Source organism: Aeromonas sp. (assembly GCF_051657805.1).
Lineage (GTDB): Bacteria > Pseudomonadota > Gammaproteobacteria > Enterobacterales > Aeromonadaceae > Aeromonas.
The window spans coordinates 1-1,604 of record NZ_JBOFLJ010000030.1 but is presented as its reverse complement, the minus strand read 5'-3'; the positions used below and the strand labels follow the sequence as shown (position 1 = coordinate 1,604).

The following is a 1,604-nucleotide window of genomic DNA, read 5'->3' as shown; positions in this document are numbered from 1 at the left end:
CCGGGAAGCCATCCGTATAGGCTCCAGTATGCGGTTCCTGATAGACCCAGGGGACGAGATAGTACCAAATCCTGCCCTCACACCCGAGCAAATAGAAGTGGTTTGCACCTTCGTGGAGGAACTCAAGGCCCTGGGGGTGGTCCGACCTGCCACTCGTAAATTGCGAAGAGTCTGCCCTTTGTTTGTGGTCCCGAAACCAGGACAACCGGGCCAGTGGCGGTGTATTGCAGACATGAAAAAAGGGGGACAAAATGGATGCTGCGGGTTAGACCCCATATTCCTCCCTTCCTCCAAGGACATCCTGCCCCACCTCTACTCCGGAGGATGGTCAGCCATCGCCGACGCCAGCAAGCACTTCCACAACTTCAGCACACTGCCTGAGGAACGCGACCTGATTGGAATTATCCACCCAGTTACGGGAGAACACCTTTGGTATGTGGGCCTACCTATGGGATCGGTGAACAGCCCCTCCATCGCCTGTCGCGCGGGCGAAGGTTTCATGGACATGCTCAGGCGGGAAAGCGAAGTCTTCAGAGCGGTCACGTACGTAGAAAACACCTGGAGACGGGCCTTGACGGAAGGCACCTACGACCAAAAACTGGGGCACGGCTATGTGGGCCTCCGAGCCAACGGGACCCCGGTAGCCCTCCTCTTTGGCTTCGTAGACGACTTCAAGATCCACGCCTCCACTGCGGCTGATTGTTGTGAAGCCCTCACCGCCTTCATGGACCTCACTATGCGCCTCGGTCTGATATGCCAACCGGTCAAGACCTCCCCTCCAAAGCAGGTCCAAAAGTATTGTGGTTTCTGGTACGACACCCGGGAGACTCCCACTCTACACATCCCACCAAACAAGATCTCCCGCTGCATCGCGAGCGTCGACTTCCTCCTGAGCCGTCCCCGCGATCAACAGCTCTCTCGGCTCAGTCTGGCAATCATCACCGGGGTACTTCAGTCTGTGGTGGAAGCCACCCCCCAACACACGGGTCAGACCCACCTCAGAGCGCTGTACGACGACCTGCATCGCCTGGAGGAGGGGGACCCCACCGCTGGCGCGGCCAAGTACTACACCCGGGCACATGTCTCTCCGGCAAGCCATGTCGACCTGCAATGGTGGCGCAACCACCTGCTACACGCCCCAGGTAGCACGGCGCAACGAGTGGCCCACCATGGTTTGGTACTCAAATGGGGAGATGGGAGTGGCACCGGCACAGGCGGGACCACCAAGTTCTATGAACTCACCCCGGAACAACAGCAGTCCCCAGGCATCGAACTCTGGATGGGAGTGTGGGGGGCCCGCTCTATAACCAAGACGTCCAACTGGAAGGAAGCCCGGACGATCCTGGAAGCCCTCCTCCGAGAGCGTCCCACGGGGCGACTACGCGGCCGCCTGGTCTTCTTCATGACCGACAACCTGGTGAGCTACTACATTGTGAACCAGGGAAGCTCCCGGAGTCCGTCCCTTCACCTGGTGGTCCTGGCCATCAAGGACGCCTGCATCGAACTAGGATGCCACCTTGAGGTGGTCCACGTCCCTGGAAGGCTCATGATTGAACAAGGAACGGACGGTCAGAGTCGGGGGATCTGGCTGGCCCCCGAACGCC

General features: G+C 59.5%; 1 protein-coding gene. It reads left to right on the top strand.

Going from position 1 to position 1,604, the window contains the following annotated elements; genetic code table 11:
• Nucleotides 1-28 precede the first annotated feature (28 nt).
• On the top strand, nt 29-1,604 hold a 1,576-nt coding region (locus ACRCYW_RS13520), incomplete at its 3' end, for a hypothetical protein (protein WP_438550600.1).